19 protein-coding genes are annotated in these 23,276 nt (G+C 74.1%); 5 read left to right on the top strand and 14 right to left on the bottom strand.

Annotation, left to right across the window (positions count from 1 at the left end; translation table 11 throughout):
* Window positions 1-5 precede the first annotated feature (5 nt).
* Both LPA27_RS09375 and LPA27_RS09370 read right to left on the bottom strand, forming a co-directional pair.
* Entirely contained in the window at window positions 6-248 is a 243-nt protein-coding gene (locus LPA27_RS09375; protein ID WP_056865880.1) for a DUF3099 domain-containing protein, read from the bottom strand.
* A 10-nt stretch (window positions 249-258) separates the two neighbouring features.
* Window positions 259-1,176, bottom strand: a complete 918-nt coding sequence (locus LPA27_RS09370; protein ID WP_082500577.1) for an oxygenase MpaB family protein — start codon at window positions 1,174-1,176, stop codon at window positions 259-261.
* Window positions 1,177-1,223: 47 nt separating this feature from the next.
* Here LPA27_RS09370 and LPA27_RS09365 point away from each other — a divergent pair, with 47 nt between their 5' ends.
* Entirely contained in the window at window positions 1,224-1,832 is a 609-nt protein-coding gene (locus tag LPA27_RS09365) for a TetR family transcriptional regulator (protein WP_228942253.1), read from the top strand.
* Window positions 1,833-1,848: 16 nt separating this feature from the next.
* Here LPA27_RS09365 and LPA27_RS09360 read toward each other — a convergent pair whose 3' ends face one another.
* From LPA27_RS09360 to ligD (LPA27_RS09345), 4 genes are read right to left on the bottom strand one after another with little or no spacing between them, the layout of a single operon-like run.
* Window positions 1,849-2,604 (bottom strand): HAD-IIA family hydrolase, encoded by a 756-nt coding sequence (locus LPA27_RS09360; protein ID WP_056865892.1) that lies wholly within the window; start codon window positions 2,602-2,604, stop codon window positions 1,849-1,851.
* Window positions 2,605-2,645: 41 nt separating this feature from the next.
* A complete protein-coding gene (locus LPA27_RS09355) occupies window positions 2,646-3,338 on the bottom strand; it encodes a response regulator transcription factor (protein ID WP_056865878.1) in 693 nt (230 codons plus the stop codon).
* Window positions 3,339-3,366: 28 nt separating this feature from the next.
* Window positions 3,367-4,281 carry a non-homologous end-joining DNA ligase gene (gene ligD / locus LPA27_RS09350; RefSeq protein WP_228942252.1) on the bottom strand — a complete coding sequence of 305 codons (915 nt, stop codon included), beginning with the start codon at window positions 4,279-4,281 and terminating at the stop codon, window positions 3,367-3,369.
* On the bottom strand, window positions 4,278-5,234 hold the full coding sequence (ligD, locus tag LPA27_RS09345) for a non-homologous end-joining DNA ligase (protein ID WP_228942251.1): 957 nt from the start codon (window positions 5,232-5,234) through the stop codon (window positions 4,278-4,280). Before ligD (LPA27_RS09345) ends, ligD (LPA27_RS09350) begins: the two co-directional genes overlap by 4 nt.
* Before the next feature lie 86 nt (window positions 5,235-5,320).
* Between ligD (LPA27_RS09345) and LPA27_RS09340 the strand changes: the two genes are divergently transcribed.
* Window positions 5,321-6,307, top strand: coding sequence for a Ku protein (locus LPA27_RS09340; protein WP_228942250.1), 987 nt, complete (start codon window positions 5,321-5,323; stop codon window positions 6,305-6,307).
* A gap of 4 nt (window positions 6,308-6,311) precedes the next feature.
* Here LPA27_RS09340 and LPA27_RS09335 read toward each other — a convergent pair whose 3' ends face one another.
* From LPA27_RS09335 to LPA27_RS09325, 3 genes are read right to left on the bottom strand one after another with little or no spacing between them, the layout of a single operon-like run.
* Window positions 6,312-7,748 (bottom strand): carboxyl transferase domain-containing protein, encoded by a 1,437-nt coding sequence (locus LPA27_RS09335; protein WP_082502717.1) that lies wholly within the window; start codon window positions 7,746-7,748, stop codon window positions 6,312-6,314.
* Window positions 7,745-8,980, bottom strand: coding sequence for a CaiB/BaiF CoA transferase family protein (locus tag LPA27_RS09330; RefSeq protein WP_267477199.1), 1,236 nt, complete (start codon window positions 8,978-8,980; stop codon window positions 7,745-7,747). The genes LPA27_RS09335 and LPA27_RS09330 overlap by 4 nt, the downstream gene beginning before the upstream one ends.
* A gap of 17 nt (window positions 8,981-8,997) precedes the next feature.
* The gene (locus tag LPA27_RS09325; RefSeq protein ID WP_056903486.1) at window positions 8,998-10,326 is read right to left on the bottom strand and encodes an SLC13 family permease; all 1,329 of its coding nucleotides are present in this window, start codon (window positions 10,324-10,326) and stop codon (window positions 8,998-9,000) included.
* A 105-nt stretch (window positions 10,327-10,431) separates the two neighbouring features.
* On the opposite strand from LPA27_RS09325, the gene LPA27_RS09320 reads away from it, so the two are divergent.
* The gene (locus tag LPA27_RS09320) at window positions 10,432-11,154 is read left to right on the top strand and encodes a FadR/GntR family transcriptional regulator (RefSeq protein ID WP_056865872.1); all 723 of its coding nucleotides are present in this window, start codon (window positions 10,432-10,434) and stop codon (window positions 11,152-11,154) included.
* Window positions 11,151-11,915: a sulfite exporter TauE/SafE family protein gene (locus tag LPA27_RS09315; RefSeq protein WP_228942249.1), complete on the top strand. Its 765-nt coding sequence runs from the start codon at window positions 11,151-11,153 to the stop codon at window positions 11,913-11,915. The genes LPA27_RS09320 and LPA27_RS09315 overlap by 4 nt, the downstream gene beginning before the upstream one ends.
* Here the strand turns inward: LPA27_RS09315 and LPA27_RS09310 are convergent.
* Complete coding sequence (locus LPA27_RS09310; RefSeq protein ID WP_193666166.1) at window positions 11,912-12,766, bottom strand: SDR family NAD(P)-dependent oxidoreductase; 855 nt, start codon at window positions 12,764-12,766, stop codon at window positions 11,912-11,914. The genes LPA27_RS09315 and LPA27_RS09310 overlap by 4 nt on opposite strands.
* The gene (locus LPA27_RS09305; protein WP_228942248.1) at window positions 12,757-14,184 is read right to left on the bottom strand and encodes an amidase; all 1,428 of its coding nucleotides are present in this window, start codon (window positions 14,182-14,184) and stop codon (window positions 12,757-12,759) included. The genes LPA27_RS09310 and LPA27_RS09305 overlap by 10 nt, the downstream gene beginning before the upstream one ends.
* 86 nt (window positions 14,185-14,270) lie before the next feature.
* On the opposite strand from LPA27_RS09305, the gene LPA27_RS09300 reads away from it, so the two are divergent.
* A complete protein-coding gene (locus LPA27_RS09300; RefSeq protein ID WP_056865868.1) occupies window positions 14,271-14,660 on the top strand; it encodes a tautomerase family protein in 390 nt (129 codons plus the stop codon).
* A gap of 12 nt (window positions 14,661-14,672) precedes the next feature.
* Here LPA27_RS09300 and LPA27_RS09295 read toward each other — a convergent pair whose 3' ends face one another.
* From LPA27_RS09295 to LPA27_RS09285, 3 genes are read right to left on the bottom strand one after another with little or no spacing between them, the layout of a single operon-like run.
* On the bottom strand, window positions 14,673-16,499 hold the full coding sequence (locus tag LPA27_RS09295) for an ABC transporter ATP-binding protein (protein WP_228942247.1): 1,827 nt from the start codon (window positions 16,497-16,499) through the stop codon (window positions 14,673-14,675).
* Window positions 16,496-18,304 (bottom strand): ABC transporter ATP-binding protein, encoded by a 1,809-nt coding sequence (locus LPA27_RS09290; protein ID WP_228942246.1) that lies wholly within the window; start codon window positions 18,302-18,304, stop codon window positions 16,496-16,498. Before LPA27_RS09290 ends, LPA27_RS09295 begins: the two co-directional genes overlap by 4 nt.
* Before the next feature lie 43 nt (window positions 18,305-18,347).
* On the bottom strand, window positions 18,348-23,270 hold the full coding sequence (locus LPA27_RS09285) for an NAD-glutamate dehydrogenase (RefSeq protein WP_228942245.1): 4,923 nt from the start codon (window positions 23,268-23,270) through the stop codon (window positions 18,348-18,350).
* Window positions 23,271-23,276: the final 6 nt, after the last annotated feature.

Here is a 23,276-nt window from a genome sequence, read left to right as displayed (position 1 = left end):
ACCGGTCAGCGGTCGGGGTCGGGAGGCGGCGGGCGCCGCTCCGGGCGCTCCCGGGGAAGGTCGCTCTCCGCCAGCGCGCCGTGGTTGGCGACCACGCTGGCCACCGGCGGGATCACCGCCGCGACCACGCTCATCACCACCGCCGCCGAGGTCGACCACAGCCGGACGACGTTCCAGGCGAGCACGACGAGCACGAGGCAGGTGCCCATCAGCACCAGGTAGACCCGTCGTCGTCGCGCACGCTGCACGACCCCGACGTTACGCCTGCCGCACCGGGCAGCCGGCGACCCCCGGCACCGGCCGGGTGCCGAGCGCGGCCACGTCGAAGCCGTCGGGGTAGGAGCGCACGTAGGGCAGGTCGTTGACGGTGCGCGCGCTCGTGCGGCTCGGGAACGCCCGCAGCAGCAGGCCGCGCGCCTTGAGCGCACCGCGGGAGGCGGCCACGACGGCGGCCGGGGGCGCGGCGTACTGGAGGGCCGAGCGCAGCGGCGGGTCCATGAGCGCGCGGCTGAACACCTCGACCGCCCGTGCGGCGGGGCGGGGGTAGAAGGTGAGCATCAGCCCGAGCGTGGCGTCGGCGACCCGACGGGCGCCGGGGTCGTGGGCGAAGTGGACGGCCTCGTAGTCGTCGAGCAGCCGCTCGAAGCCGGCGTAGTCCTCCGGGACGTCGCGGATGCCGAGGTGGCGGCCGAGCTCGCGGTAGTAGTTGACCGACGCCCGCAGCTCGCGGTCGGTGAGCCGGCGCCAGCCGTAGTCGTCGACCCAGCGCTTGGGCACGACCACGAAGGTCGACAGCACGTAGCGCATCTCGTGCTCGGGGATGTCGTAGGAGCGGTGCATCTGGTTGATGCGCCGCACGGCCGTGCGGGCCTCGGGGTGCTCGAAGCCGTGGAGCAGCGGCACCTCGAGCAGCAGCCCGGTGTCGTCGTAGCGCTTCTGCACCGCCCCGGTGAACTGGCCGGTCTCGTCGAGCAGGCGACCGATGCCCGGCACGGCGTAGGTGCGGAAGAGCGCGAAGGAGAGGGCCTGGTTCATGTCCCAGGGCAGGTCGTAGGTGACGACGTTGCGGTAGATCTCGACGAAGTCGGTCTCGGGGTCGAGGCGGTCGTTGACCCGCCGCCAGTGGTCGCGGCCCACGCCGCCGAAGCGCTGCCCGCGCCAGGTGAAGGTCCTCATGGGAGCCAAACTAGAGCACCTGCTCCAGTCACGCTAGGGTCGTCGGCGTGAGGACCCCCGTGCAGTCGCGCAGCGAGTCGTCGGCCGACCGCATGCTCGCCGCGGCCCTCGACCTGCTGGCCGAGGGCGGACTGGCGGCGGTGACGGTCGCCGCCGTGGCCCGCCGGGCCGGCACCTCCAACGGCTCGCTCTACCACCGCTTCGGCGACCGCACCGGACTCCTGGTGGCCGCGCAGGCCCGTGCGCTGGCCCGGATCGAGGCGGCGACCGCCGCGTCGTTCGCCGCCGCCGACGCCGAGCCCGACGACGACCGCGCCGTGGGGCTGCTCGCCCGCGCCGCGCTGGGGATCTTCGCCACCGAGCGCGCTCCCCTGCGCACCTTCCTCGTCGAGGGCCGCAGCGACCCCCGGCTGGGCCCGCCCGCCACGGCAGCGACCCACCGCCTCGGCGACACGGTGAGCGGGTGGCTGGTGGAGCGCTTCGCGACCACGCCGGAGCAGGCCGGCGCGGCCTGGCGCGTGCTGTTCGCGCTGGGGGCGAGCCAGGCGCTCTTCGACGACGAGCAGGTCGCGGTCCGGCCGCTCGACGGCGACGTGCTGGGCGAGGCGCTGGCCCGGGCCGTGCTCGCGGTGGTGCGCGACGGCCCCGCCGGCTGAGCCGGCCGGGTCGCGACTAGAGCGTGCCGTCGCCGACGAGGTCGACCAGGTCGGCCACGGACTCGAAGACCCGGGTGGGCCGGTAGGGGAAGGTCTCGACCTGGTCGGCGCGGGTCGAGCCGCTGGTGACCAGCACCGTGCGCAGCCCCGCCTCGAGACCGCTGATGATGTCGGTGTCCATCCGGTCGCCGACCATCACCGTGGTCTCGGAGTGGGCGTCGATGCGGTTGAGGGCGCTGCGCATCATGAGCGGGTTGGGCTTGCCGATGAAGTAGGGCTGGCGGCCGGTGGCGGTGCTGATGAGCGCGGCCACCGAGCCCGTGGCGGGGAGCATGCCCTGCTGCGAGGGCCCGCTGGGGTCGGGGTTGGTGGCGATGAAGCGGGCTCCGTCGGCGATGAGCCGGATCGCGCGGGTGATGGCCTCGAAGGAGTAGGTGCGGGTCTCACCGAGCACGACGTAGTCGGGGTCGCGGTCGGTCATGACGTAGCCGATGTCGTGCAGCGCCGTGGTCAGGCCGGCCTCGCCGACGACGTAGGCCGTGCCGCCGGGGCGCTGGTCGGCCAGGAACTGCGCGGTCGCCAGCGCCGAGGTCCAGATGGCGCCCTCGGGCACGTCGATCCCGCTGCCGAGCAGCCGGGCGCGCAGGTCGCGCGGGGTGTAGATCGAGTTGTTGGTGAGCACCAGGAAGCCCAGGCCGGAGTCCTTGAGCCGCTCGATGAACTGCTGGGCGCCCGGGATGGGCACCTCCTCGTGCACCAGCACGCCGTCCATGTCGGTGAGCCAGGTCTCGACGGCCCGCTCAGGGTGGGCGCTCACGGCGCGGGGGTCTCGAGGCGGAAGCCGACGCCGCGCACGGCGACGACCTTCTCGGTGACGCCGACGCTCTCCAGCTTCTGGCGCAGCCGGCCGATGGTGACGTCGAGGGTCTTGGTCGAGCCGTACCAGTTCTCGTCCCACACGTCGGCCATCAGCCGGCCGCGGGAGACGACCTTGTCGCGCTGGGCGGCGAGGATGCTGAGCACGTCGAACTCCTTGCCGGTCAGCGGCACCTCGACGTCGCCGGCGTAGACCCGGCGCGCGCCGACGTCGATGCGCAGCCCGTCGTGGGCGGGCTCGGGCTCGCGGACCGCCGTGGTGCGGCGCAGCAGCGCCCGCACCCGCGCCTGGAGCTCGGCCAGGCCGAAGGGCTTCGCGACGTAGTCGTCGGCGCCGTAGTCGAGCCCGACGACGCGGTCGAGCTCGGCCGCGCGGGCGGTGACGATCATGATCGCGCCGCCGAAGCCGGCCTCGCGCGCGCGGCGGCAGACCTCCAGGCCGTCCATGTCGGGCAGGCCGAGGTCGAGGATCACCACGTCGGCCGGGACCGCCGTCGCGCCGCCGGCGAGGTCGTCGAGGGCCTTCTGCCCGCTGTCGACCCAGACGACGTCGTAGCCCTCGCGCTCGAGGGTGCGGACCAGGGGGAACGCGATGTCCTCCTCGTCCTCGACGACCAGAACCCGCGGCATGTGCCCACCCTAAGGCCAGGCGGGCCGCTCAGGTGGCAGGGGCGAACAGGTCGCCGAGGTCGGCGACGCGGTCGAGGACCTCCTCGAAGCGCAGCTGCTCCAGGCCGAGCGGGTCCTCGGCTCCCGCCTCGACCTCCGCCCAGGTCACGGGGGCGGCGACGGTGGGCCGCTCGCGCCCGCGCAGGGAGTACGGCGAGACCGTCGTCTTGGAGCCGGCGTTCTGCGACCAGTCCAGGAACACCTTGCCACCGCGCCGGGCCTTGGTCATGGTCGCCGTGACCAGCCGCGGCACACGTGCCTGGAGCGCCTCGGCGACCTCCTTGGCCAGCGCGGTGGAGTCGTCGGGACGCATCCGGCCGGGCAGGTCGGCGTAGAGGTGCAGGCCCTTGCTGCCGCTGGTGACGGGGCGCACCGCCAGGTCGTGGCCCGCCAGCTCCTCGCGCACCAGCAGCGCGACCTGGCAGCACTCGTGCAGGCCGGCCGGCTCGCCGGGGTCGAGGTCGACGACGAGGCGGTCGGCGTTGCGCGGGCGCCCGTTGCGGCCCACCGTCCACTGGTGGACGTGGAGCTCGAGGGCGGAGAGGTTGGCCAGCCAGGTCAGGGTGGCCAGGTCGTCGACGACGGGGAAGACGACCGTGTCGCCGTGGCGGCTCGGGCCTCGGGTGCCGGTGGTGGGCACCCGGGCGGTGCGGACCCACGACGGGGTGCCCGCGGGGGCGTTCTTCTCGTAGAAGCTCCCGTCGGCGACGCCGTGCGGCCACCGGATGCGGGTCACCGCCCGGTCGGCGAGGTGCGGCAGCAGCACCGGGGAGACCCGGGCGTAGTAGTCGAGGACCTCGCCCTTGGTGGTGCCGGTCGCGGGGTACATGACCTTGTCGAGGCTGGAGAGGGTCAGCGTGCGGCCGTCGACCTCGACGCGCACCTCCTGGCGCTCGGGGCTCACCGGCCCTCCCCCGGGGCCGGCGCGACGACGTCCTGCGGAGCCAGGTCGGGGCGCAGGCCCTGGTACGACGGCTGGCGCAGCCGCTGGGCCCGCGAGGTGTGGTGGGTGTCGACGTCGACCACCAGCCGCGGCTCCACCCACCGGGTGCCGCGGGCGTCGACCGGGGGCACCTCGTCGGCGAACGGGCTGTCACCCCGTGCGAGCGGGGCGAGCGCCTCGGCGAGCAGGGCGGAGGCCCGCCCGCCGATGCCGCTGCCCACCCGACCGCGGTAGAGCAGACCGTCGTGGGTGGGCTCGCCCACCAGCAGCGCCCCGAGCCGGTCGGTCGTGCCCTCCTGGGGCCGCCAGCCGCCCACGACGTAGGACAGCCGGTGGCGGTGGGCCCGCTTGAGCCAGTGCGGGCTGCGCTCGCCCGGGGTGTAGCGCGAGGTCAGCCGCTTGCTGACGATGCCCTCCAGCCCCTGCGCCCGCGTCGCCTCGGCGAGCATCGCGCCGTCGTCGTAGGTCGGCGGCACCTGCCACGTGCCGCCGAGGCCGTCGGCGACCAGGTCCTCGAGCAGCTCGCGACGCCGGGCGAGCGGCTCGCCGGTGAGGTCGGCCCCGTCGAGGCGCAGGACGTCGAAGACCATGAGCAGCGCGGGCACCTGCTCGGCCAGGCGGGCGGCCGTCGCGGCGCGGCGTACGTGCATCCGGTCCTGGAGCACGCGGAAGTCGGGCAGGCCCGCGTCGTTCATCGCGATGATCTCGCCGTCGAGGAGGACGTCGCGGCGCCCCAGGGGCGCGTCGACCAGGTCGGGCCAGGCCAGGGTGATGGCGTTGTCGTTGCGGCTGGTCAGGCGGGTGGAGCCGCCGGCGGTGTCGACGAGCGCCCGCACGCCGTCCCACTTCACCTCGTGGACCCACCCCGGGCCGGTCGGCACGTGGTCGGCCTTCGTGGCCAGCATCGGCAGCATGCGGCCATCCTGGCGCACCCGCCCCCGGCCGGCAGCACCCCGCGCGGGGTGATGACGCGCAGGCGGCGGAGGGGAATACTCGGCGCATGCGAGCCATCTGGAAGGGCGCCGTCTCCTTCGGCCTGGTCAACGTGCCGGTGAAGCTCTACGCCGCCACCGAGTCCCACGACGTCTCCTTCCGCCAGGTGCACGTCGCCGACGGGGGCCGCATCCGCTACCAGCGGATCTGCTCGGTCGACGGCGAGGAGGTGCCCTACAGCGAGATCGCGAAGGGCTACGAGACCGAGGACGGCGAGATGGTCGTGCTCACCGACGACGACATGGCCGAGCTGCCCGCGTCGTCCTCGCGCGAGATCGCGGTCGAGAAGTTCGTGCCGAGCGACCAGATCGACCCGATGCTCTTCGAGAAGAGCTACTACCTCGAGCCGGAGAAGTCCGGCGCCAAGCCCTACGCCCTGCTGCGCCAGGCCCTCGTCGACGCCGACCGGATGGCCGTGGTCACGGTGGCGCTGCGCCAGCGGACCTCCATCGCGGTGCTGCGGGTGCGCGAGGACGTGATCGTGCTCCAGACCATGATGTGGCCCGACGAGATCCGCACCCCCGACTTCTCCGTCGAGCCCGGCGAGGTCAAGGACAGCGAGGTCGCGATGGCCACGATGCTGGTCGAGACCCTGGCCGGAGACTTCGACACCGCGGAGTTCGAGGACGACTACGCCGGGGCCGTCGAGGCCCTGGTGAAGGCCAAGATCGAGGGCGGCGAGCTCAAGCGCACCGCCACCTCGACCAAGTCCTCCGGCGAGGTCGTCGACCTGCTGGCCGCCCTGCAGCGCTCGGTCGACGCCGCCAAGAGCGCCCGGGGCGAGGCGGGCCAGGCCTCGGCGCCGGCGGGGAAGACCACGACGAAGACCACGAAGAAGGCTGCGAAGAAGCCCACGACGAAGGCCACGACGAAGCCCACGGCCACGAAGGGCACCGCGAAGAAGAGCACCGCGAAGAAGACCCCGGCTGCCAAGACCGCCAAGACCGCCGCCACGCGCACCACGCGGAAGGCGGCGGCCCCGAAGGCCAGCTGAGGGCTCAGCCCCGGCCCGCCACCAGGTCCCGGAGGCGGGCCGAGCACTCCGCGGCGACCGCGCGCGCCAGCGCCGCCGCGTCGTCGTCGGCGTGCTCGGGCACGACGTGGTGCACCGTGCCGTCACGCAGCAGGTCGACGGCGCGGACCTGCTGGTGCTCCGACATCTCGGCCGCGTGGCCGGTGTCGCCGCGGTGCACGATCGCGCTGGCGCCCTCGGGGGGCAGCGGGGAGAGCCAGGCGCTCTCGGCTGCGACGACCACCTGCGCGGGCAGCAGCGCGAGCGCCCCTCCCCCGCAGCCCTGGCCGAGCACCACCGACAGGGTGGGCACGGTCATGGTGGTCATCGTGGCGATGCACCGGGCGATCTCGCCCGCGATCGCCCCCTCCTCCGCACGCTGGGACAGCTCCGCGCCCGGGGTGTCGATGACGGTGACCAGCGGCAGGCCGAGCTCCTCGGCGAGCCGCATGGCGCGCCTGGCCTCGCGCAGCGCGCCCGGCCCCATCGGGGTGGCGGGGGTCTGGCGCGTGCGGTCCTGGCCCACGACGACGCACGGCTGGCCGTCGAGGCGGGTCAGCGCGACGATCACGGTGTGGTCGTGCTCGCCCTCGTCGGTGCCGCGCAGGCGCAGCGTGCGCGACCCGGCGTGGCGCAGCAGGTCGCGCACCCCCGCGCGGCCCGGCGCCCGGGTGCGCTCGATGGCGGCCCAGGCCGAGGCGTCGGGGTCGGGCTCGCCGGTGCGGCGCGGCAGCGCCGGCTCGTCGGGGGCGTCGACCAGCACCGCCAGGGCCTGGTCGACCAGGGCGGGCAGCTGCTCGGCCGGCACGACCGCGTCGATGACGCCACGGTCGGCGAGGTTCTCCGCGGTCTGCACACCGCTCGGGAAGGGCTCGCCGTTGAGGGCCTCGTAGACCTTCGGGCCCAGGAAGCCGACCAGCGCGCCCGGCTCGGCGACCGTCACGTGGGCCAGCGAACCCCAGGAGGCGAAGACCCCGCCCATGGTGGGGTTGCGCAGGTAGACGAGGTACGGCAGCCCCGCGGCCCGGTGGGCCATGATCGCGCGCGAGATCTCGACCATCTGCACGAAGGCGGGGGTGCCCTCCTGCATGCGGGTGCCGCCGGAGGCCGTCGTCGCGAGCAGGGGCAGCCCCTCGGCGGTGGCGCGGCGTACGGCGGAGGCGATCCGGTCGGCCGCGGCGCGACCGATGGAGCCGGCCAGGAACCCGAACTCGTTGGCCACGACCGCGACGGGCCGGCCGTGCATCGTGCCGCGGCCGGTGACCACCGACTCGTCGGTGCCGGCCTTCTGCGCGGCGCGCTCGAGCGCCGCGCGGTAGTCGGCGGAGTGCCCGGAGATGTCGATGGGGGCGTCCCACGACTCGTAGGAGCCGTCGTCGAGCACCAGCTCGAGCAGCTGGTGCGCGGTCCAGCGCTCGCTCACGCCTCCTCCTCCAGCCATGCGCGGAGGGCGGCGCCGTGCTCGTCGAGCACCGGCGGCGCGGCGTGGTCGCGCCGGGTCACCTCGGCTCCGCCGCTGTCGAAGAAGCGCAGCGGCGGGCCGGGCAGCGAGACCGTGCCGAGCGTGGAGTGCTCGACGTCGACGACCAGCCCCTGGCTGAGGGTCTGGTCCCAGGTGTAGACCTCGTCGAGGGTGCGGACCTTGCCCGCCGGCACCCCGACCTCGGCCAGCCGCGCGAGCAGGGGCTCGCTGTCCCAGTCGGCGAAGACCGACTCGACCAGGGCCACGACCTGCTCGCGCACGGCGACGCGCTCGGGGTTGGTGGCCAGGCCCTCGGCCTCCGGGTCGAGTCCGAAGCCGGCGCAGAAGCGGCGCCACAGGCCCTCGCTGCCCAGCGCGATCTGCACCGCGCCGTCGCGGCAGCGGAACAGGCCGTAGGGCGAGATCGAGGGGTGGTGGTTGCCCTGGGCGCGGCCGACCTCGCCGGCCACGGTCCAGCGGGTGCCCTGGAAGGCGTGCACGCCGACCAGCGAGGCCAGCAGGGAGGTGCGCACGACGCTGCCGCGCCCGGTGCGGTGGCGCTCGTTGAGGGCGGCCAGCACGCCGTAGGCGCCGTACATGCCCGACAGGAGGTCGGCGATGGGCGTGCCGACCCGCTGGGGGTCGTCGGGCCCGGAGCCGGTGAGCGACATCAGGCCGGCCTCGCCCTGGGCGATCTGGTCGTAGCCGGCCCGCCCGCCCTCGGGACCGTCGTGGCCGAAGCCGGTGATGGAGAGCACCACGAGACGCGGGTTGCGCCGCTGCAGCTCCTCGATGCCGAGGCCGAGCCGCTCGAGGACGCCGGTGCGGAAGTTCTCCACCAGCACGTCGGCGCGGTCGACCAGGCGCAGCAGGACCTCGCGGTCGCCGCCCTCGCTGTCGTCCTTGAGGTCGAGGGCGATCGACTCCTTGTTGCGGTTGGCGGAGAGGAAGTACGTCGACTGCCGCTGGTCGGGCTCGCCCACGAAGGGCGGGCCCCAGCCGCGGGTGTCGTCGCCGCCCTGCGGGGTCTCCACCTTGACCACGCGGGCGCCGAGGTCGCCCAGCATCATCGTGGCGTGGGGGCCGGCCAGGGCGCGGGTCAGGTCGACGACGAGCACGTCGGCCAGGGGGGTGCCGCTGGGGCCGGCACCGGGGGTCCGGCCGGGGGTCTGGTCGGGGGTCTGGTCGGTCATCGGTGTGGTCGTCCCTCTCACCAGTGCGGCAGCACGAGCGCGGCCCAGACCAGGAGCGGTCCGAGGACGACCACGATCACGCTGTAGGTCAGGATCTGCTTGTAGTAGACGGGCTCGCTGATGGTGTCGGGCCGGTTGGCCAGCATCAGGGCGCCGTTGGTCGAGAACGGGCTCACGTCGACGATGGTCGAGGAGACCGCGAGGGCCGCCACGAAGAGCGCGGCGTTGATGCCGCCGTCGGCGATGAGCGGCACCGCGATCGGGATGATCACCGGCAGCAGCGCCGTGGAGGAGGCGAAGGCCGAGACCACACCACCGACGTAGCAGAGGATCAGCGCGCCGAGCGCGGCCGCACCCAGGCCGGCGGCCCACGTGCCGACGAACTCCGGGGAGCCCGCGGTGGTGAGGATCGTGGCGTAGGTGCTCACGCCCGCGACCAGGAGCACCGTGGGCCAGGCGACCTGCTTGACGGCGTCCTTGTGCTGGTTGGGCGAGAGCATGGCCAGGATGACCGCGGCCGTGATGGCCACGAAGCCGATGTTCTTGTCGAAGGCCAGCGCGATGACGGCGACCGCGACGAAGGCGATGAGCGTCAGCACCTGGTCGCTGCGCACGCCCAGCGACTGCGTCGGCGTCGCGGTGGTGGTGCCCGTGCCGCGGGCCGGGATCGAGGCGCCGCCGCGGTGGAGGTCCTCGGTGAGGGTGTCGGGCCCCTGGGCCTCGTCGGCGTCGATGCGGCGGCTGACGAGCTCGCGACCGCCGAGGACGGCGAAGAGCACGACCGCGAGCAGGAAGTTGACGATCAGGCTGGAGAGGAACACCACGATCTCGTTGGACGGCAGGCCGGCGTCCTCCATCACCGAGTTGGTGATGATGCCGTAGATGCTGATCGGCGAGAACCCGCCGGCCTGCGCGCCGTGGACGACGAACATGCCCATCATCAGCGGGCTGATCCGGTAGCGACCGGCGAACCCGAGGGCGATCGGGCCGATGATGGCGCAGGCGGCCGGGCTGGCCGCGCCGATCGCGGTCAGCAGCGCGGTCACGAAGAACATCACCCACGGGATGAGCGCGACGCGCCCGCCCACGGCCCTGACCGCGCTGCGCACGATGAGGTCGACGGTGCCGTTGTTCCTCGCGATCGCGAACAGGTAGGTGACGCCGATCAGCGTGAGGATCAGGTCACCGCTGACCCCGGCCAGGATCTCCTTCTCGTCGAGCTCCAGGGCGTACATGCCCACCAACCACGCGGCGACGTAGGCCAACGCTCCCATGTTGATCGGCAGCAGCGTGCCGATCACGAACAACGCGACGAGCGCGATGATCGCTACCCATTCCGGTCCCATCAGGTCCCTCTCTCCCGAGCCCCGGCGGTCCCGGTGACCGCGATCACATCTGGCTCAGTGGCCTAGCCAATAGCCCAATGACCCATTAGTCAATACGCTGGCCGCATGTCCGACGCCGCCTTCCCGCGCCGCCTCGCCCGCACCCGGCTCTACGAGCAGGTGGCGGAGCAGATCACCGGGTGGGTGCAGGAGAACGGACTCGTGGCCGGCGATCGGCTGCCGCCCGAGCGCGAGCTCGCGACCCGGCTCGGGGTGAGCCGCGCGACGCTGAGCCAGGCCCTGGTGGCCCTCGAGGTCATCGGGGTGGTCGCGGTGCGCCACGGCGACGGCACCGTGGTGACCGGCTCCCCGGGCTCCCCGGGCGTGCCGGCCACCACCCGCATCACCGACGCGATCCGCGCCCACGCCGACCGGCTGCCCGAGATCCTCGAGACGCGCGACGCGCTCGAGACCAAGATCGCCTCGCTCGCCGCGGCGCGCCGCACCGACGACGACCTGGCGCGCATCCACGACGCCCTGGCCGCCATGGAGGCCGACATCGCCGCCGGTGGTCGCGGCGTGGAGGGCGACGAGCGCTTCCACGGCGCCGTCACCGCGGCCGCCCACTCGCTGCTGCTGGCCCGGCTGATGGGCGAGATCGGCGACCTCGTCCGCGAGTCGCGCATCGAGTCGCTCTCCCAGCCCGGGCGCCCGCGGGACTCCCTGGCCGGCCACCGCGCCATCGCCGACGCCATCGCCGCGGGCGACCCCGTCGCCGCGGCGGCGGCGATGCACCGCCACGTCGAGATGGTCAGCGACGTCGCCGTGCTGCGCGACGAGGAGCGGTGAGCGGGCTCGAGCAGCTGGCCGTGCTGGCCGCCGGCCTCGGGGCCGGCGTGCTCACCTCGACGGTGGGGGTGGCGTCGCTGCTGAGCTTCCCGGTGCTGCTCGCCGTCGGGCTGCCGCCGGTGGTGGCCAACGCCTCCAACACCGTGGGCCTCCTGCCCGGCGCCGTCAGCGGCTCGCTGGGCTACCGCGCGGAGCTGCGCGTGCACCCGCGGCTCACCTGGTCGGTGCTGCTGGCCTGCGGCACCGGCGCGGTGGCCGGGGCCTTCCTGCTGCTCTCCCTGCCGGCCGAGGTCTTCGGGGCGGTGGTGCCGTGGCTGATCCTCTTCACGTGCCTGCTGGTGGGCGTCCAGCCGCGCCTCTCGGCCCGGCTGCGGTCGCGCCACGACGGCGGGACCCCCGTGGACCGCACCGCGATGTCGCGCACCACCCGCGTCTTCTGCGCCCTCACCGGCGTGTACGGCGGCTACTTCGGCGCCGGCTCCGGGGTGATGGCGATGGCCGTGCTCGGCCTGGGACTCGACGTGGAGATGCGCGTGCTCAACGCCCTCAAGACCCTGGCGGTGATGGCCGGCAACCTCGTGGCCGGCGCGATCTTCGTCGTGGTCGCCGACCTCGACTGGACCGCGGTCGGGCTGCTCGCCCTCGGCTCGGTGGGCGGCGGCTACGTCGGCGCCCGCATCGGCCGGCGCCTGCCGCCGACCGTGCTGCGCTCCCTGGTCGTGGCCGCGGGCGTGGCCGCCGCCGTCGGGCTGCTGGTCTAGGGGCGGTCGGAGCCGCGCGCCGCGGCGGAGTCGGGGAAGCGCGCGTCGACGAGGGAGAACACCGCGTCGGAGAGCCGCGGGGCGGCGATGGTGACGATCTCGCCCAGCCGGCCCGCGAGGGTGTCGACGGTGACCGGGCGGTCCTCCAGCGCCCGCACGACCCGCGCGCCGGCCCGCTCGGGGGTCTCCCCCCGGCCGGCGTAGGCCTCGGTGGGGGCGATCATCGGGGTGCGGACCAGCGCGAAGCGCATGGCGGTGAAGGCGACGCCGTCGGCGTAGGTCTCGCGCCCGGCGATGCGGCCCCAGGTGTCGAGGGCGGTCTTGGAGGCGATGTAGGCGGAGAACTTCGGGGCCTTGACCTGCACGCCCCAGGTCACGACGTTGACCACGTGGCCGAAGCCCTGGGCCCGCATCGCGGGGAGCAGGCCCATGGTCAGCCGCACCGGGCCGAGGTAGTTGACCGCCATCGTGCGCTCCACGTCGTGCAGCCGGTCGTGGCTCAGGCGCAGCGAGCGGCGGATCGAGCGACCGGCGTTGTTGACCAGGTGGTCGACGGCGCCGTGCTCGGCCAGCACCTGCGCGACGAGGGCGTCGACGGCGTCGGGGTCGGTGAGGTCGCAGGGATAGGTCGCGGCCCGGCCGCCGGCCGCCTCGATCGTCTCCTGCACACGCGCCAGCTCCTCGGCCCGACGGGCGACGAGCAGCACCGTGGCGCCCTTGGCCGCGGCCTGCACCGCGGTGGCCTCGCCGATGCCGGAGGAGGCGCCGGTGACGAGCACGACCCGCCCGGCCAGGGGGCTGGGGAAGCCCAGCAGACGACGGACGCGGGAGACGGGCGTGGTCAGCAGCACCCGCGGAGTCTACGAGGGGGGAACGACCAGGGGCGTGCCGCCTCGAGCTGGGCGCTGAGGCTCAGCAGCGTCGGCTCGTCGTCGGTGCGGCCCACCAGCTGCACCGCCAGGGGCAGCCCGTCGGAGGCCAGCCCCGCCGGCACGGCGGCCGCGGGGTTGCCCGCGACGTTCCACAGCGCGGCGTAGGCGATCGAGGGCAGCGCCAGCAGCGAGCTGGCCACCGTGCCCCGGCCGTCGAGGACTCCGGCCCGGGCGGGACGGTGGGCCGTGGCGGGGGTGAGCAGCACGTCGACGGCGCCGTCGCCCTCGAAGACCCGGTTGGCCAGGGCCGAGACGGTGCGGGTGCGCCGCAGGGCGGCCTCCCGCACCCGCGGGGTCACCCACGCCCCCAGCCGCAGCGTCTCGCGCGTGCGACGCTCCAGCCGCTCGGGGTGCTGCACCAGCTCGGCCTCCGAGCGGATGCCGGCGAGGAACTGCGGCACGAAGGCAGCGGTCGGGTCGGGGTAGCGCGGGTCGACCTCGCGCACCTCGTGGCCCAGCTCGGCCAGCAGCCGCGCGGTGTCGTGGACGGCCGCGACGTGCTCGGGGTGCGGGCGCACGCCACGGGTGACCGGTCGCACCGACCAGCCGACCCGCAGCCGTCCCGGAGCACGGCCGGCCGCCTCCACGAAGGACCCGGCCTCCCCGGCGTGGTGGAGGTCGGAGGGCAGGCTGCCGCGCACCACGTCGTAGACCAGCGCGGCGTCCCGGACGCTGCGGGCCAGCGGGCCGGTCGTGCCCAGCGCCCACCACAGGTGCGGCTGCGGCGCCGCGGTCACCCGCCCGCGCTGCGGCTTGAGGCCGAAGAGCCCGCAGCAGGCGCTGGGGATGCGGATCGACCCGCCACCGTCGCCGCCGACGGCCACCGGCACCATGCCCGTCGCCACCGCCACCGCCGTGCCCCCGCTCGACCCGCCCGGGGTCCGCGAGGGGTCCCAGGGGTTGCGGGTCAGCCCGCGCGAGGCGCCCTCGGTGAACGGGAACGCGCCGAACTCCGGCATCGTCGTCTTGCCGACCACCACCGCGCCCGCCGCGCGCAGCCGACGCACCAGCTCCGCGTCGGCCGGCGCCGCGGCGGAGTTGGCCTCGCCGCCGTACGTCGTCACGGCGCCGGCGACGTCGAGCTCCTCCTTGACCGCCACCGGCACCCCGTGCAGCGGCCCCAGCGGCTCCCCCGCCGCCTGTGCCGCGTCGCGCGCGTCGGCCTCGGCGCGGGCCGCCTCGGCGAGCACGACCGAGAAGGCGTTGAGCGGCGGGTCGAGCCGCGCCACCCGCGCGAGACTCTCCTCGAGCACCTCCCGCGCGCTCGCCCGTCCCGAGGCGACCCGCTCGGCCACCGCCACCGCGTCGTGCTCGTCGACGCCCCTGCGCTCGTCCATGACCCGACCCTAGACCCGACCCTGGGGCCTGCTGCTTGACTCGGGCACGACCCGTCACCGCCGACCCCACCACCCCGAGGAGACCCATGCCGCTCGTCAGGATCGACGTCACCGCCGGCCGCACCCCCGAGGAGCTGCGGCGCCTCGCCGACGTCGTGCAGGAGGTGATGCTCGACGTCTTCGCCGCGCCGGCCCGCGACCGCTACCAGGTGGTGACCGAGCACCCGGCCGGGCAGATCATCGCCGAGGACACCGGGCTGGGCTACGAGCGCACCGACGGCATCGTCGTCGTGCAGGTCTTCCAGCAGGGCCGCGACGCCGAGCAGAAGCAGGCGCTCTACCGGGCGCTCGCCGACCGGCTCGAGGAGCACTGCGCGGTGCGCCCGCAGGACCTCATCGTCTCGGTGAGTGCCAACGAGAAGGAGGACTGGTCCTTCGGCGAGGGCAGGGCGCAGTTCCTCGACGGCGGCCTCTGACCCGCGCCGCGCTCAGGCCAGCGACTCCACCCAGGCGTCGTGGAGGGCGGAGTAGCGCCCGGTGCCGCCGGCGACCAGGTCGCCGGGCGCGCCGTCCTCGACGATGCGTCCGTGCTCCATCACCAGGACCCGGTCGGCGATCTCCACCGTCGAGAGCCGGTGGGCGATGATCACCGCCGTCCGGCCCGCCAGCACGGTGCGCAGCGCCTGCTGCACCAGGCGCTCGGAGGGCACGTCGAGCGAGGACGTCGCCTCGTCGAGGATGAGCACCGCGGGATCGGCCAGGAAGGCCCGGGCGAAGGCGACCAGCTGGCGCTGGCCGGCCGAGAGCCGACCGCCCTGGTTGGCGACGTCGGTGTCGTAGCCGTCGGGCATCGCGGCGATGAAGTCGTGGGCCCCCAGCGCGGTGGTCGCCTCGACCACCTGCGCCATCGTGGCCCCCGGGCGCCCGAAGCGGATGTTGTCGGCGATGGTGCCGGAGAACAGGTAGCTCTCCTGGGTGACCATGACGACGTGGTCGCGCAGGGTGTCGGAGGTCAGGTCGCGCACGTCGACCCCGTCGAGCAGCACCCGGCCGCCGGTGGGGTCGTAGAAGCGGGTCGCGAGCTTGGCCAGGGTGGTCTTGCCCGCGCCGGTCGTGCCGACCAGGGCCAGGGTCTGGCCCGCCGGCACGACGAGGTCGAGGTCGGGCAGCACCGGGCGGTCCTCGACGTAGGCGAAGCGCACGTGGTCGAAGCGCAGCTCCCCGTGGGCGGTGGGCAGCGCGACCGGTGAGGTCGGCTCCGGCACGTCGGGCTCCTCCTCCAGCACCCCGGCGAGCTTCTCCAGCGCCGCGGAGGCCGACTGGAAGGTGTTGTAGAACTGCGAGATCTCCATCATGGGCTCGAAGAACTGGCGCAGGTAGAGCAGGAAGGCGGCCAGGACGCCCACGGTCACGTCGCCGCGGTAGGCCAGCAGGGCGCCGTAGAGCAGCACGACGGCGATGGTGACGTTGCCGATGAGGCGGATGCCGGGCATGAACCACGCGACGAGACGGAACGCGACGAGGTTGGCCGCGCGGTACTGCTCGTTGACGTCGTCGAAGATCTCCTGGTTGCGCGGCTCGCGCCGGAAGGCCTGCACCGCACGGATGCCGCCCATCGACTCCACGAAGTGGACGATGACCAGCGCGACCTTCTCGCGGGTGGCGCGGTAGCTGCGGGCCGAGGCCTTGCGGAACCAGTTGGTGAGCAGCGCCAGGAACGGCCCGCACAGCAGCGCCACCAGGCCCAGCTCGACGTCGAGGAAGAGCAGGATGGCCGCGGTGCCGACCAGGGTGAGCGCCGCGGTGACGAGCCCGTCGAAGCCGGTCTCGAGCATCTCGTAGACGGCGTCGACGTCGGAGGTCTGGCGCGAGATGACCCGGCCCGAGGTGTAGCCGTCGTGGAAGGCGGGGCTGAGGTCCTGGAAGTGGCCGAAGACCCGGCGCCGCACCTGGAGCAGGACGTCCTGGCCGATGCGCCCGGAGCGCACCAGGAAGAGCTGGCGCGCGACGGCCTGGAGCAGGGTCGCGCCCAGCACGGCGCCGACCACCACCAGCAGCACCGTCAGGTCGTCGTCGCGACGGATGGGCGGGATGCCCGAGTCGATGCCGACCTTGACCAGGTAGGGGATCGCCAGGCGCGCGGCGTTCTCGACGACGACGACCGCGACGAGCAGCCACAGCGCCCGTCGGTAGGGCGCGAGCAGCTCCCCCAGCAGCCGGCGGGCGCCCCCGCCCAGCCGCGCGGCGGTCATCGCCTCGGCGGCCTCGTCGGCGTCGACCGCCGCCGCGCCGCGCCAGTCGGTCGCGGCGCTCACACCGACACCGCCGCGTCGTCGGCCCAGGCCTCGGCCGACAGCAGCCGGGCGTAGGCGGGCACGGTGGCCAGCAGCTCGCGGTGCTCGCCGACGTGGGTGATGGTGCCGTGCTCCACCAGCGCGACCCGGTCGGCCAGCATCACGGTGGAGGCACGGTGCGCGACGACGAGCCCCGTGGTCGACCCCAGGACGCGGCCCAGCGCCTCCTCGACCAGCTTCTCGGTGTGCACGTCGAGGGCCGACAGGGTGTCGTCGAGCACCAGCACGGCCGGGCGCGCCAGCACGGCACGGGCCAGGGCCAGGCGCTGCCGCTGGCCCCCGGAGAGCGAGAGCCCCTGCTCGCCGATGCGGGTGTCGAGACCCCACGGCAGGTCGTGGACGAACTGCGCCTGGCTGATCTCGAGGGCCTCGGCGACGTCGGCGTCGGAGGCGTCGGCGCGACCGAGGGTGAGGTTCTCCCGGGCGCTCATCGAGAAGAGCGTGGGGTCCTCGAAGGCGGTGGCGACCAGCGAGCGCAGGTGCACCAGGTCGAGCTCGCGCACGTCGATCCCGTCGAGCAGCACCCGTCCGCCGGTCACGTCCCACAGCCGCGGCACCAGGGCGGTCAGCGCGGTCTTGCCCGACCCGGTGGCACCGACGAGGGCCACGGTCTCCCCCGGCGCGACGTCGAGGCTGACGTCGCGCAGCACCGGCTCGTCGGGGGCGTCGGGGAAGGCGAAGTCGACGTGCTCCAGGCGCAGGTGGCCGCGGGGCCGCTCGATGCGGCGCGTGCCGCCGACGATGGCGGGCTCGGTGTCGAAGATCTCCAGGATCCGCGCGCTCGCCGTCATCGCCTCCTGGGCCATGGCGAGGATGACGCCAAGGGAGGAGATCGGCCAGACCAGCGAGAGCATCAGCGTGATGAAGGCGACCAGCTCGCCGGGCGTGAGCGCGCCGCGGCCCACGCCGATCGCACCGAGCAGCAGCACCGCCGCGACCGCGAGGTTGGGCACCGCGCCGAGGAAGGTCCAGAAGCGGGCCGAGAGACGCACCTTGTCCATGCTCGTGGCGTGCAGGGTGCGGGCGGCCGCGGCGTACTGCTCGCCGACGTGGCCGCTGCGGCCGAAGGACTTGATGACGCGGATGCCGACGGCGCCCTCCTCAGCGAGGGTGGCGAGGTCGCCCTGCTCGTCCTGCACGCGGCGCGAGACGACGACGTACTCCTTCTCGAAGCGCATGCACAGCCACACGATGGGGGCGGCGGCCGCCGCGACGACCAGGCCCAGCGGCCAGTACATGTGCAGCAGCACCGCGGTCGTGGCGACCAGCTGCACGACGTTGACCAGCAGGAAGAGCACGCCGAAGCCGCTGAAGCGGCGGATCGCGGAGAGGTCGGTGGTGGCGCGTGAGAGCAGCTGACCCGAGCCCCAGCGGCTGTGGAAGGCCATGGGCAGGCGCTGGAGGCGCTCGTAGAGGTCGTGGCGCATCGCGGTCTCGATGCCGAGCACGGCGTTGGACTGCACCCAGCGGCGCCAGAAGACCAGCACGGCCTCGAGCACGCCGAGCCCCAGCGCGAGCAGGCCGAGCGGGAGGATCGCCCCCGCGTCGCGCTCGGTGATCGGCCCGTCGATGAGGGCCTTGGTGACCAGCGGCACCGCGATCGACAGGGCCACCACCCCGAGGCTGGTCAGCAGCATGATGGTCAGGGCCACCACGTGCGGCCGCAGGTACGGCGCCAGGCGCAGCAGCGAGCGCACGTCGGCCGGCGGCGGCGCGGCGGCCCCCGCCGGGGCCTCGGCGGGGGACGGCCCGAGAACAGTTGACATCGTCAAGCAGCCTAGGCGCGGGCGCCGACAACGGGCCAATCCGTCAGCCGGCCAGCAGTCCCCGCACGACACGGAGCGCGACCGACATCCGCGCCAGGTCGGCGCTCTCGTCGGAGCAGATCTCCTGCAGCGTGGCCGCGGCCCGCGAGACCACGACCTCGTCGCCGTCCTCCCACGAGCCGATGCGGGCGGTGGCCGACTCCTCCCCCGACGTCGCGGCCAGCACCTGACCGGTGAGCTGCACGTGCACCGCGTTGAGGTCGTCGCGCAGGGCGGCCCGGGCCATGGTCTGCCACCGGTCGTGCCTCGGCAGGTCCAGGATCCGGTCGACCAGCACCGGCAGACCGAGCCGCTCGCCCAGGGCCACGTGCACCCGGGTCACCTCGACCGGGTCGAGCCCGTCGCGCAGGGCGAGGTCGACCACGCCCAGCAGCGTGTAGGCCGGCTGCAGACCGGCCACGCGCGAGGCGAGCTCCTCGTCGAGCCCGCCGCGCACCAACCGGTCACGCCGGTCCTCGAAGGCCTGCAGCTCGCGCCCGGTGAGCAGGTCGGGCAGGGCCGCCATCGTCGCCTGCACCGGATCGCGGAAGTGCTCCACCGTGGCCGAGGAGTCGAGCGGGGGGCGGCGGTTGACCACGAGCCAGCGCGAGGCCCGCTCGACCAGCGTGCGCATCTCCAGCCGGGCCCGGGTCTGCACGCCGGCGTCGATGCGGGTGTCGAGGGTCGCGAGCCGCTCGCGCAGGTCGAGGGAGCCGAAGATCTCGCGGGCCACGAAGTTGGCCCGGGTCAGCTCGGCGGCGCTCGCGCCGGTCTCCCCGCCCAGGCGGGGCCAGAAGGTCATGCCGGCGCCGTTCACCAGGTCGTTGACCACCTGCGTGACGATGATCTGGCGTCGCAGCGGGTGGTCGGCGACCTGCGCGGCGAAGCGCTCGCGCATCGGCGTCGGGAAGTAGACCTCCAGGTCGTGGGCGAGGTAGGGGTCGTCGGGCAGGTCGGACTCGAGCAGCTCCTCGGCCAGGACGATCTTGGTCCAGGCCAGCAGCACCGAGAGCTCGGGCGCCGTGAGGCCCTCCCGGGCGTCGAGGCGCCGGCGCACCTCGGCGCTCGAGGGCAGGCCCTCGATCTCGCGCACGAGCACGCCGTCGCGCTCCAGGCGGCGCATCCAGTCCTCGTGCACGTGCAGCAGCGCGGCGGCGTGGTCGGCGGCGTTGGCCAGGGCGAGGTTCTGCTCGTAGTTGTCGGCCAGCACCAACGAGGCGACCTCGTCGGTCATCTCCGCCAGCAGGGCGTTGCGCTGCTTGCCCGTGAGGTCGCCGGCGGCCACCACCCGGTCGAGCAGGATCTTGATGTTCACCTCGTGGTCGGAGGTGTCGACGCCGGCGGAGTTGTCGATGAAGTCGGTGTTGATCGCCCCGCCCGAGCCGTCGCCGCCGCGCTGGGCGTACTCGATGCGGCCGGCCTGGGTCAGGCCCAGGTTGCCGCCCTCGCCGACGCAGCGGGCGCGGACCTCGCGACCGTCGACGCGGATGGCGTCGTTGGACTTGTCGCCGGCGTCGGCGTGGGTCTCCTGCGAGCCCTTGACGTAGGTGCCGATGCCGCCGTTCCACAGCAGGTCGACGGGGGCCTGCAGGATCGCCCGCATCAGCTCGGCCGGGGTCAGCCGGTCCACGTCGTCGGGCAGTCCGAGCGCCCGCCGCACCTGGGGGCTGACCGGCACGGACTTCAGGGTCCGGGACCACACGCCCCCGCCCTCGGAGATCAGGGAGGCGTCGTAGTCCTGCCAGCTGGAGCGCGGCAGGTCGAAGAGCCGACGGCGCTCGGCGTAGGACGTCGCGGGGTCGGGGTCGGGGTCGAGGAAGACGTGGCGGTGGTCGAAGGCGGCCACCAGCCGGGTCGTGGGCGAGCAGAGCAGGCCGTTGCCGAAGACGTCGCCGCTCATGTCGCCGATGCCGACGCAGGTGAACTCCTGGGTCTGGCAGTCGATGCCGCGCTCGCGGAAGTGGCGCTGCACCGAGACCCACGCCCCGCGGGCGGTGATGCCCATGGCCTTGTGGTCGTAGCCCACCGAGCCGCCCGAGGCGAAGGCGTCGCCGAGCCAGAAGCCGTAGTCGGCCGCCACCGCGTTGGCGAGGTCGGAGAAGGTCGCCGTGCCCTTGTCGGCGGCGACCACGAGGTAGGAGTCGTCGCCGTCGTGGCGCACCACGTCGCGCGGGGGCACGGTCACGCCGTCGACCAGGTTGTCGGTGAGGTCGAGCAGACCCCGGACGAAGGTGGTGTAGGCCGCCACCCCCTCCGCCATCCAGGCCTCGCGGTCGCCCGGGTCGGGCAGCTGCTTGGCGTAGAACCCGCCCTTGGCGCCGACCGGCACGATCACGGTGTTCTTGACCATCTGGGCCTTGACCAGGCCGAGCACCTCGGTGCGGAAGTCGTCGCGGCGGTCGGACCAGCGCAGTCCGCCGCGTGCGACCGCGCCGAAGCGCAGGTGCACGCCCTCGACCCGCGGGGAGTGCACGAAGATCTCGAAGCGGGGCCGCGGCTGGGGCAGGTCGGGCACGGCCTGCGGGTCGAGCTTGAAGGACAGGTAGGCGTGGGGCTCACCGTCGACGGTCTGGAAGTAGTTGGTGCGCAGGGTGGCGCGGACCAGCGTGAGGTAGGACCGCAGGATGCGGTCGTGGTCGAGGCTGGCGACGTCCTCCAGCGCCCGACCGAAGGCCGCGACGAGGTCGTCCTCCCCGCGTGCCCCGGCGCCGGGGTGGGGATCGAAGCGGGCCTCGAAAACCGCGACCAGGAGCCGGGTGAGGTCGACGTTGTCGCGCAGTGCGCCCTCGATGGAGTCCTGGGCGAAGGGCGAGCCGGCCTGGCGCATGTACTTGGCGTAGGCGCGCAGCACCGAGGTTTGGCGCCAGGTCAGCCCGGCGCCGAGCACGAGCCCGTTGAAGCCGTCGATCTCGCTGCGTCCCTCCCAGACCGCGCGCAGCGCGTCCTGGAAGAGGCCGCGCGCCCGCTCGGGCAGGGCGCGGCCGTAGCGCAGGCCGAACTCGTAGACGTAGGACGGCCGGTCGAGGCCGTCGAGCTCGTAGGGGCGCTCGTCGACGACCTCGACCCCGAGGGAGGACAGCATGGGCAGCACCTGCGAGAGGCTCAGCGGCTCGCCGACGCGGTAGACCTTGAGCCGGGCCTCGCCGCGGCCGGCGTCGAGCTGCTCGTAGAGCGACAGGTCGATGCCCTCCTCGCCCTCGACGTCCTCGAGGCGACGCAGGTCGACCGCCGCGGTGCGCGGGGAGAAGTCCTCCTTGTAGGCCTCCGGGAAGGAGTCGACGTAGCGCCGCCCGAGGCGGGCGCCGGCCTCCTCGCCGTACTCCGCGATGACCGCGGAGGTGAAGTCGTCGCGCCAGCTGCGGCTGGCCTCCGAGAGCCGACGCTCGAGGTCGGCGGCGTCGATGTCGCCGCTCCCCCCGGCCGCGTCGGCGGAGAGGTGGACGACGAAGTGCACGCGCGCGGTGGTCGACTCGTTGATCCGCACGGTGAACTCGACCGACTCGCCGTGGAGACGGTCGAGGAGGATCTGGGAGAAGCGCTCGCGCACCGCGGTGTTGTAGCGGTCGCGCGGCAGGTAGACGAGCACCGAGACGTAGCGCCCGTAGGTGTCGCGCCGGGTGATCGTGCGCACCGCGCGCCGCTCGCGGGCGTGCATGGCCGCCTCGGCGCGCGGCGCCAGCTCGTCGACGCTGGTGTGGAAGAGCTCGTCGCGGGGGTAGGTCTCGAGGGTGTCCATGAGGGCACGTCCGGCGTAGCTGCGCGGGTCGTAGCCGCTGCGGCGCAGCACGGCGGCCGCGCGCTCGCGCAGCAGCGGGATGCGGGTGAGGCTCTCGGCGTAGGCGGTCGAGGAGAACAGCCCGAGGAAGCGACGCTCCCCGACCACGGCCCCCGAGGCGTCGAACGTCTTCACCCCGACGTAGTCGAGGTACGCCGGGCGGTGCACGGTCGCCCGGGAGTTGGCCTTGGCCAGCACCAGCAGGCTGCGCTCGCGCGCGCGGGCCTTGACCGCCTCGGGCAGGCGCGCGAAGGACTCCGACTGGTCCTGGTCGGCGCGCAGGATGCCCAGGCCCGTGCCCGGCACCGCGCGCAGCACCTCGTCCTCGGCCGAGCCCTCCGAGCCGCCGGTCGAGCCGCCGGCGGAGCCCTCGGACGGCACGGTCTCGAGGTGGTACTCGCGGTAGCCGAGGTAGGTGAAGTGGTCGTCAGCGAGCCACTCCAGCAGCTCGGCGCCCTGCCGGACCTCCTCGGGGTCCAGCGGCGGCGGGTCCTGGCGCAGCTCCTCGACGATCTCGAGCATCCGGCCGCGGGTGCGGCTCCAGTCCTCGACCGCCTCGCGGACGTCGCGCAGCACCCGCTGGACGTCGGCGACCAGGTCGCGCGCGAGCTGCTCCCCGGTCTCGCCCTGGGGCAGCCGGTCGATCTCGACGTGCATCCACGACTCGCGCACGGCCTCGCCGTCGGGCTGCAGCGCGCCGTCGTCGACGACGCCGACGAGCTGCAGGGCTCCGGTGATGTCGCGCCGCACGTCGAAGTGGGGGTGGACGACCACGTGCACGTCGTGGAGCTGCCGGGCCAGCTCCATGGTGAGGGAGTCGACCAGGAAGGGCATGTCGTCGGTGACGACCTCCACGACCGTGTGACCGGAGGCCGACCAGCCGTGCTCGGCGAGCGTCGGGGTCAGCACGCGCACCGCCGCGGTGCCCTGCGGCCGCTCCGTGGCCAGCCGGTGGTGGGAGGCGAGGGCGCCGTAGACGTCGGCCTCGCTCCGACCGGCGAGGTCCTCCGGGGCGACGTGGCGGTAGTAGGCGGCCAGCAGCGCGCCCACGTCGTCGTGGGGCGGACCGCCCGTGCCCTTCCCGGCCCGGGCCAGGTCGGTCGCCTTCGCGAGGAGGTCGGACTTGTCCAGATCATGCGTCGTCGTTGACACGGGACC

The sequence above is a fragment of the Nocardioides sp. Leaf374 genome, from assembly GCF_916862475.1.
In the GTDB taxonomy this organism is placed as follows: domain Bacteria; phylum Actinomycetota; class Actinomycetes; order Propionibacteriales; family Nocardioidaceae; genus Nocardioides; species Nocardioides kribbensis.
The sequence above is the reverse complement of the archived record's forward strand: the minus strand, read 5'-3'. Positions and strand labels throughout refer to the sequence as shown.

Bases quoted from the DNA above. Each gene is read 5' to 3' on its own strand.
- LPA27_RS09320 (WP_056865872.1), top strand. From the start codon at position 10,432: ATGTCCGACGCCGCCTTCCCGCGCCGCCTCGCCCGCACCCGGCTCTAC.
- LPA27_RS09305 (WP_228942248.1), bottom strand. From the start codon at position 14,184: ATGGACGAGCGCAGGGGCGTCGACGAGCACGACGCGGTGGCGGTGGCC.
- LPA27_RS09290 (WP_228942246.1), bottom strand. From the start codon at position 18,304: ATGTCAACTGTTCTCGGGCCGTCCCCCGCCGAGGCCCCGGCGGGGGCC.
- ligD (WP_228942251.1), bottom strand. From the start codon at position 5,234: ATGCTGCCGATGCTGGCCACGAAGGCCGACCACGTGCCGACCGGCCCG.
- LPA27_RS09300 (WP_056865868.1), top strand. From the start codon at position 14,271: ATGCCGCTCGTCAGGATCGACGTCACCGCCGGCCGCACCCCCGAGGAG.
- LPA27_RS09370 (WP_082500577.1), bottom strand. From the start codon at position 1,176: ATGAGGACCTTCACCTGGCGCGGGCAGCGCTTCGGCGGCGTGGGCCGC.
- LPA27_RS09325 (WP_056903486.1), bottom strand. From the start codon at position 10,326: ATGGGACCGGAATGGGTAGCGATCATCGCGCTCGTCGCGTTGTTCGTG.
- LPA27_RS09330 (WP_267477199.1), bottom strand. From the start codon at position 8,980: ATGACCGACCAGACCCCCGACCAGACCCCCGGCCGGACCCCCGGTGCC.
- LPA27_RS09360 (WP_056865892.1), bottom strand. From the start codon at position 2,604: ATGGACGGCGTGCTGGTGCACGAGGAGGTGCCCATCCCGGGCGCCCAG.
- LPA27_RS09340 (WP_228942250.1), top strand. From the start codon at position 5,321: ATGCGAGCCATCTGGAAGGGCGCCGTCTCCTTCGGCCTGGTCAACGTG.
- LPA27_RS09355 (WP_056865878.1), bottom strand. From the start codon at position 3,338: ATGCCGCGGGTTCTGGTCGTCGAGGACGAGGAGGACATCGCGTTCCCC.